Source organism: Streptomyces sparsogenes subsp. cuspidosporus, from assembly GCF_039532705.1.
Lineage (GTDB): Bacteria > Actinomycetota > Actinomycetes > Streptomycetales > Streptomycetaceae > Streptomyces > Streptomyces sparsogenes.
On sequence record NZ_BAAASD010000068.1, the window covers coordinates 21,404 to 28,423 of the forward strand.

A 7,020-nucleotide genomic window follows, 5' to 3' on the forward strand; every position below is an offset into this window, starting at 1 on the left:
CGAGCCCCCGCGAACCGAATCGGCGCGAACCGGGCCGGCGCGCACCAGGCCGGCGCGCACCAGGCCGGCGCGCACCAGGCCGGCGCGAACCGGGCCGGCGCGAACCGAGTCGGCGCGAACCGAGCTAGCCCGCGCGGCCGAAGCTGACCTCGACCCGGCGGTTCTTCTTGCGCCCCTCCTCCGTGGAGTTGTCCGCGATCGGGTACTGCTCGCCGTAGCCGCGGATCTGGTAGTGGACGGAGGAGTCCAGGTTCGCCGAGAGCGCGCGCTGGACGGCGTCGGCCCGCTCCTTGGACAGCTTGATGCCGTGCAGCGCGGAGCCGAGGTCGTCGGTGAAGCCGAAGACGCGGACGGTGGTCGCGTTCTGCTTCTCGATCTCCTGGGCGATGGCCTTGATCCGCGCGCCGGCCTCGCCGCCCAGCTCGGAGCTGTCCTTGTCGAACAGCACCTCGGCCTGCAGCGCGAACTTGACCTTGGCGTTGGTGTCCTCGCGGCGCTCGTCCCCGTCGTCGGTCTCGACGACGGACTTGATGTCCAGCACCCGGCCGGGGGCCAGCTCGGCGCTCCCGGGCATCCGCAGATCGGGGTCCTTGGCGTCGATCTTCGTGGGGGGCGCGGTGTCGGCGGGGGCGCCGGGGCCGCTGTCGGCGCGGGCCGCCGGGGACGGGGTGACCAGAAGCGCGGTGGAGGCGAGCGCGACGAGGACGGAGCCCCGGCAGGCGCGGGCGCGGCGCCCGGCTCGGCCGTTGTGGAGTGTGGTCATCGCCCGCTCATCCCGTGAGCTCGATGCTGACCGACGGCATGGTCGGGATCTGGAAGTCGACCTTGGTCACGCCCGACGGCGGGGCCGGGAACTGGGCGAACAGCGGGCGGCTCTCGTCCGGCTTGATGCCCGAGAGCCCGGTCGTGCACAGGCACTCCCCGTCGGTGTCCCGCAGCACCAGATAGCGCTTCTTGCCGGCCTCGTCGACGAGCGAGGCGCCCGACACGGAGGACCGGGACTTCATCTCGGTCTCCTTGGAGCGCCAGTCCACCGCGTTGAACAGCTGGTCCCCGTGGTTGGTCACGGTCCCGTTCACGGTGACGAACCCGCCGCTGTCCCGGACGGCGGAGTGCAGGGTGACGACGATCCCGTTCGGGCCCTTGATCTCGCCGATGGTCTTGTCCGAGTCGGCCGCGGGCTCGTTCCGGCCGTCGTCCCCGCCGTCGCTCCCGCCGTCGTCCCCGGCCCGTCCGTCGTCCTTGGCGGCCGTGGACTTCGGCGAGGCGCCGTCGTCCCGCTTCCCGCCGTCGTCGCTGCCGCACCCGGCCACGGCGAGGGCCAGGGCTGCCGCGAGTGCCCCCATGGCGGCCCCCCTCCGGGCCTTCGTCGTGTGCCGAATGCTCATCACTCGCTGTCCTTTACTCGTCGGGTGCCTCAGTCGGTGCCTCAGTCGGTGCCTCAGTCGGTGCCTCAGTCGGCGAGATGTACGGAGAACAGGTCCTTGGCGTCGGGGAAGAGGTCGAGGCGCTCGGGGTCGATGGTGATGTCCTCGCCCTCGCAGACCAGGTCGATGACGGGCTTCTCGTCCTTGCCGTCGTCGTCCTTGCCGCCGCCGTCCCCCTTGCCCCCGTCGTCCTTGCCGTCGTCGTCCTTGCCGCCGTCGTCGCCCCTGCCGTCCCCGGTGGGGTCGGGCAGCGGGGCCGGCTCGTCGAGGACGCAGCGGGGCTCCACCACCGCCTTGGCCTTCGCGGTCGCGTGCTTGGTCTCCGTACCGGGGATGACGGACTTGCCGACCGCCTCGCGGGTCTTGACCGTGACGGTGAAGGAGACGGGCAGATAGCCCGGGACGCATCCGCCGGAAACGACGTCCGCGTCGTTCTCGCCGGCGAACCACTGCGCCTGGTCGCACGGGTCGTGCGGCGGGTCGAAGCCCCGGCCGGCCAGCAGCTCCTCCCAGGAGGAGCCGTCGGCGATCGCGTCGAGCAGGCCCTTGCGCACCTGGTCGCGGAAGTCCTCGGCCGCGCCGAGCGCCGCCGCGTCGGCCGCGGTCTGCCCGCCGTTGCGGGTGGCGCCCGCCTGGCCGACGGCGAAGAGGGCGAGGGCGAGGAAGAGCAGGGCCGCCACGGCGGTGATGTAGATCGGGAACGCCTGCCCCGCGTCACCGGCGAGGCGGGAGCGGCGAGCGGTCACGGGCCCGGTCAGATGTCGACGACCTCGGAGATCTTGTCGGAGATGGCGTTCGCGATCATGCTGCCGAAGTCCGTGGTCGACAGGACGAGGACGATGGCGACCACCACGGCGATGATGCCCAGGTATTCGATCGAGGTCTGCCCCCGGTCGTTCCGCATGACGCGCTTCCCCATTGTGTTCCCCTCCATGGGTGGCCTTACCGCTCAGGTCCGGCGACTCAACCCCCGTGGTGCCGCTCGCGACACGAGCAAAGTACGCCGAAATACCTGCCCGGGAACAGTGCCTCAGCCACCATTGCCTGCCCATTTCGAAGCGTCCGAACGACAGCTTCCCGTTCCGGCGGGCGCGGCCCATGCGATTCACCCCCTCCCGGCCCCGAGGAGTCCTCCGTGACCGACTGTCCCACATCCCATTGCAATCGCGAAGGCACTTCGGCGAAACCGGCGCCCTCAATCCCCCGTGATGGAGCCGAAGTCCGTGCCCGAGCCGATGAAGAACCCCGCGATGAGCAGGATCATCGTGCCGGGCACCATGAAGGTCGTGACCACCATGGTCGCCTTCGGCACCGCGCGGGCCGCGCGCCGCCGGGCGTTCTGCGCGTCGGTGCGCCGCATGTCGTTCGCAATGGCGATCAATGTCTCGACGATCGGAGCGCCGAGCTCCTCGCCCTGCTGCAGCGCGGTGACGAACTGGGCCACCTGCTCCGAGTCGTTCCGCTTCCGCAGTTCCTCGAACGCCTGTCTGCGGCTCACCCCCATGTCCATTTGCCGAAGTGTGATGCGGAGTTCATCCGCCCAGGGGCCCTCGTACTTCTCCGCGACCCGGTCCAGCGCCTGCCGGAAGCCAAGACCGGCGCTCACCACCACCGCCAGCACGTCCAGGAAGTCGGGCAGCGTCCGCTCGATGGCGGCCCTGCGCTCCCGCACCGCCGCCCAGATGCCGACCTCGATCCAGAACAGCCCGAAGGCGACCAGCAGCAGGGCCAGCAGGAGCTGCCCCTTCATCAGCATCACCAGCGCGCCGCCGAAGCCGAGGGCGCCGTACACCGCGCGCCGCGCCGCGTAGCGGTCGACCGTCAACCCGGCCGGATTGCCCGCCAGATCGATCCGGCGGCGCACCTTCGCGACCCGCTTCTCCCCCATCAGCCGCAGCACGAACGGGGCGTAGCGCATGCCCAGCCGGTCGACGGCCGAGCCGACCGCCGTCGTGCGCGTCGCCCCGACCTCCAGCGCCACCGCCAGATCGGCGGGCAGCTTGGCCTCGCTGCGGTAGAGCCGTACGCCGTACGCGACCCCCGCCACCGACAGCCCGGCCGCCAGCGCCAGCAGCACACCGATCGTCATGTCCGCCGCCCCCTCTCAGACGTCGATCTTCGACATGCGGCGGATCAGGAAGAAGCCGATCCCGTACAGCGCGAAGGCCGCCACCACCGCCGCCTGGCCCCAGAAGGACGAGGTCATCCGGTCCAGGGAGCCCGCCGCGATCCTGTTCATCAGCAGCAGCGTGCCCACCCCCATCAGCGGGACGACATACGCGGTGACGGTGACCTGGGACAGCTGGGTGCGGACCTCGCGCCGGGTCTCCTTGCGCTCCTCCAGCGTCTGGGTGAGGTTGCGCAGCGAGCTGACGACGGTCCCGCCCGCGCGGTTGGACAGGACCAGCGTGGTGACCAGGACGACAAGCTCCCGGGACGGCAGCCGCTCGGTGAGTTCGCCCAGCGCGTCGTCGATCGAGTGGCCGACGGCCAGCTTGTCGGCGACCTTGGCCAGCTCCTCCCCGGCCGGGGCCTCCATCTCGTCGGCCGCCATGCCCAGCGCGGTGCGCAGCGCGAGCCCCGCCTGGGTGGCGTTGGCCAGGATCCGGGACAGCTCGGGCAGCTGGTTGATGAACTTCTCGATCCGCTTCTGCCGCTGCCAGTTGAGGAAGGCGAACGCGGACCAGACGGCGACCACGGCCGCGATCGGCCCGAAGAACGCCGCCAGCAGCGACGCCGCCACCACCCACAGCCCGAGGGCCGCCCCCGCCGTGTAGACGAAGAACTCGCCGGGGGTGAGCTCGAGACCCGTCGAGGCCAGCCGCAGCTCCAGCCTCCGCCCGAGCCGGGTGGCGCGCAGCCGCCGGTCCACCCGCGCGAACCGGCGCCGCCGGCCGGACAGCGGCAGCCGCCCGGTATCGGAGAGCCGGTCGAACAGGGCCTCCTGGGCCGCCCTGCCCCGGGCGTAGGTGTGCACGCCCGCGACGCCCAGCGCGCCGCACACCAGCGTCGCCCCGACCGTCAGCACCGCCAGTCGGTCCATGTCCGGCTACCTCCGCTCCGTCGGGCCGTACGCCGCGCCGCGCACGCTCAGCTGCGCCGGGAAGGCGGCGACGCCGAACGCGGGCGGCACCGACTCGCTCGCCAGCCGCAGCCGCTCGGCGGCCCGCTCCGGGAGCGGGAAGTACGAGAACCGCCCCCGCACCACCCGGTCCCCGCCCATCGGCTCGGCGTCGAACCGGCACACGGTCGCGATCCGGTAGTCCTCGTGGCCGTGGCTGTCCAGCAGCGCGATCTCGCTGATCCGCCGCGAGCCGTCGGCGTGCCGGACGAGCTGCACGATGCAGTCGACCGCGCTGTTGATCTGGTCCCGCAGCGCCTCGTACGGGATGGCGACATCCGACATCGAGGCGAGCGTCTGGAGCCGCATCAGCGCGTCCTCCGCGCTGTTGGCGTGCACGGTGGCCAGCGAGCCGTCGTGGCCGGTGGACATCGCCTGCAGCATGTCCAGGGTCTCCCCGCCGCGCACCTCGCCGACGATGATGCGGTCGGGGCGCATGCGCAGCGAGTTGCGCACCAGGTCGCGGATGGTGATCCGGCCCTTGCCCTCGACGTTGGGCGGGCGGGACTCCAGCCGGATGACATGCGTCTGCTGGAGCTGCAGCTCGGCCGCGTCCTCCACGGTGATGATCCGCTCGCCCTCCGGGATCAGCCCGGAGAGGGAGTTGAGCAGCGTCGTCTTGCCGGAGCCGGTGGGCCCGGACACCACGACGTTGAACTTCGCCCGCACCAGCGCGGCGAGCAGCAGCAGCATCTGCTCGTCCAGCGTGCCCATGCCGATCAGCTCGTGCAGGGTGTAGGCGCGCGGGAAGCGGCGGATGGTGAGCGTGGCGCCGGTGAGCGCGAGCGGCGGGATGATGACGTTGACCCGCTCGCCCGACGGGAGCCGGGCGTCCACCATCGGATTCGACTCGTCCACGCGGCGGTTGACCGTCGAGACGATCCGCTCGATCGTCTGCATCAGCTGCTCCTCGGACGCGAAGCGCACCGGAACGAGTTCGACCCGGCCCGCGCGCTCCACGAAGATCTGGTCCGGGCCGTTGACCATGATCTCGGTGATCGAGGCGTCCTCCAGGAGCGGTTCCAGCACGCCGAGGCCCAGCGCCTCGTCCACCACGCGGCGGATCAGCTGGGACCGCTCGGCGGTGGACAGGACCGGGCCCTCGCGGCTGATGATGTGCCCGAGGACGCGCTCCAGGCGGGTGCGGCGCTCCCCGGCGGCCAGCGAGGACATCTCCGCGAGGTCGATCTCCTCGAGCAGCTTGGCGCGGTAGACGGAGACGAGATGCCCGTCCTCCCGCCCCTCACCGGGCCCTTCGGGCGCGGTGATGCGTGCCCGCAGGCTCATCGGTGTCCTCCTCGTGCCGGTCGTCTCGGTGCCGGTCGTCTCGGTGCCGGTCGTGTCGGTGTCGGTCGTGTCGGTGTCGGTCGTGTCGGTGTCGGTCGTGTCGGTGTCGGTGTACGGGGGCGGGGCGGGGGCGCTTGCGGTCCCGGTGCGGGTGCGGGGGTGCCGCGTGGTGGGCCCCGGGTGCCGGGTCAGCCGTCGTCGCACGGCATCGTCGCGCTCCTCTTCGCGCTGCCGAAGCTCGCTCCGGGGATCACCGACGGGATCGCCACCGTCGCCGTCGCCCGCGCCCGGCCGTCCCCGCACGGGACCACGCTGATGTCCGCGCCGTCCGCCAGCCAGCCGCTCATCGCCGCGACCCCCGCGGCCGCCGGGCTGGTCCGCACCTCGTCCAGCGACGCCGTACGCGCCGCCGCGCGGGCCGCCGTCCCCGCCTGCTGCGCGGCGTACGCGGCCAGGCCCAACTGGACGGCGGCCAGCGCGACGAGGAGCAGGACCGGCAGAAACCCGAGAAACTCGATCGAGGCCGAGCCCCGCTCCCGGTCCCGGTCCCGCTCGCGCGCAGTGCGCTCCCCACACCGGGCCACCACCCCGCGCGCCACCGCCCTGGAAGTCACCGCCTCACACCCCCTCCGCCTGCTCGTCCGCCGCGCCCGCGGTGCCCGTGACCGGCCAGGGGAAGTCCGCCGCGCCGGGGAAGAGCACCGGGACGTGCACCTTCACCGTGGCCTTCCACACACCGTCGGCGCCCTGCCCGCAGGTGATCTGCGCGCTGTCCTGCCAGGCGCTCGGGAGGTCGTCGAGGGCCGCCGCCTGGCAGGTGGCCGCGTCGCCGCCGACCGCGGCGCCCGCGCGGGCGGCCTTGTCGGCGGAGTTGCCCGCGAGCGAGTACGTGTAGCCGAGCAGCACGAACTGCCAGATGACGGCCAGCACCACCAGCGCGAGCGGCAGCACGCCGAGGAACTCGACCGCGACCTGGCCGCGGTCACCGCCCCGCTTGCGCAGGAAGCGCCCGGAGGGCGTGGAGGGGACCTCGCGCAGCGAGTCGGGGCCGGTGCCCGTGCCGGCGCCGGCGCCCGCCGCCGGGTCAGCGCCGGCCGCGTCGCCGCCCGCCCCTATGGCACGGCGGCGCCGCATGCCCGTCAGCGTGCGGTCGGCGGGGCCCGCTGGGCCGCCGCGGTGCGCCCG

At 72.7% G+C, this 7,020-nt stretch carries 9 protein-coding genes; all 9 read right to left on the reverse strand.

What is annotated here, in order from left to right:
* Positions 1–124: 124 nt before the first annotated feature.
* Positions 125–763 carry an OmpA family protein gene (locus ABFY07_RS40295; RefSeq protein ID WP_346179223.1) on the reverse strand — a complete coding sequence of 213 codons (639 nt, stop codon included), beginning with the start codon at positions 761–763 and terminating at the stop codon, positions 125–127.
* A gap of 7 nt (positions 764–770) precedes the next feature.
* Positions 771–1,388: a hypothetical protein gene (locus ABFY07_RS40300; protein ID WP_346179224.1), complete on the reverse strand. Its 618-nt coding sequence runs from the start codon at positions 1,386–1,388 to the stop codon at positions 771–773.
* Between the two features lie 65 nt (positions 1,389–1,453).
* A complete protein-coding gene (locus tag ABFY07_RS40305) occupies positions 1,454–2,173 on the reverse strand; it encodes a hypothetical protein (protein WP_346179225.1) in 720 nt (239 codons plus the stop codon).
* 8 nt (positions 2,174–2,181) lie between these two features.
* Positions 2,182–2,346 (reverse strand): hypothetical protein, encoded by a 165-nt coding sequence (locus ABFY07_RS40310; RefSeq protein ID WP_170066575.1) that lies wholly within the window; start codon positions 2,344–2,346, stop codon positions 2,182–2,184.
* Positions 2,347–2,622: 276 nt separating this feature from the next.
* A complete protein-coding gene (locus ABFY07_RS40315; protein WP_065963885.1) occupies positions 2,623–3,516 on the reverse strand; it encodes a DUF5936 domain-containing protein in 894 nt (297 codons plus the stop codon).
* 15 nt (positions 3,517–3,531) lie between these two features.
* Positions 3,532–4,470: a type II secretion system F family protein gene (locus ABFY07_RS40320; RefSeq protein ID WP_346179226.1), complete on the reverse strand. Its 939-nt coding sequence runs from the start codon at positions 4,468–4,470 to the stop codon at positions 3,532–3,534.
* Positions 4,471–4,476: 6 nt separating this feature from the next.
* Positions 4,477–5,835, reverse strand: a complete 1,359-nt coding sequence (locus ABFY07_RS40325; protein ID WP_346179232.1) for a TadA family conjugal transfer-associated ATPase — start codon at positions 5,833–5,835, stop codon at positions 4,477–4,479.
* Positions 5,836–6,023: 188 nt separating this feature from the next.
* A complete protein-coding gene (locus tag ABFY07_RS40330) occupies positions 6,024–6,449 on the reverse strand; it encodes a TadE/TadG family type IV pilus assembly protein (protein ID WP_346179227.1) in 426 nt (141 codons plus the stop codon).
* A 4-nt stretch (positions 6,450–6,453) separates the two neighbouring features.
* A partial coding sequence (locus tag ABFY07_RS40335; protein ID WP_346179228.1) for a TadE/TadG family type IV pilus assembly protein occupies positions 6,454–7,020 on the reverse strand: 567 nt, incomplete at its 5' end.

Coding starts and splice junctions, on each gene's coding strand:
- ABFY07_RS40295 (WP_346179223.1), bottom strand. CDS start 763: ATGACCACACTCCACAACGGCCGAGCCGGGCGCCGCGCCCGCGCCTGC.
- ABFY07_RS40310 (WP_170066575.1), bottom strand. CDS start 2,346: ATGGGGAAGCGCGTCATGCGGAACGACCGGGGGCAGACCTCGATCGAA.
- ABFY07_RS40325 (WP_346179232.1), bottom strand. CDS start 5,835: ATGAGCCTGCGGGCACGCATCACCGCGCCCGAAGGGCCCGGTGAGGGG.
- ABFY07_RS40300 (WP_346179224.1), bottom strand. CDS start 1,388: ATGAGCATTCGGCACACGACGAAGGCCCGGAGGGGGGCCGCCATGGGG.
- ABFY07_RS40320 (WP_346179226.1), bottom strand. CDS start 4,470: ATGGACCGACTGGCGGTGCTGACGGTCGGGGCGACGCTGGTGTGCGGC.
- ABFY07_RS40315 (WP_065963885.1), bottom strand. CDS start 3,516: ATGACGATCGGTGTGCTGCTGGCGCTGGCGGCCGGGCTGTCGGTGGCG.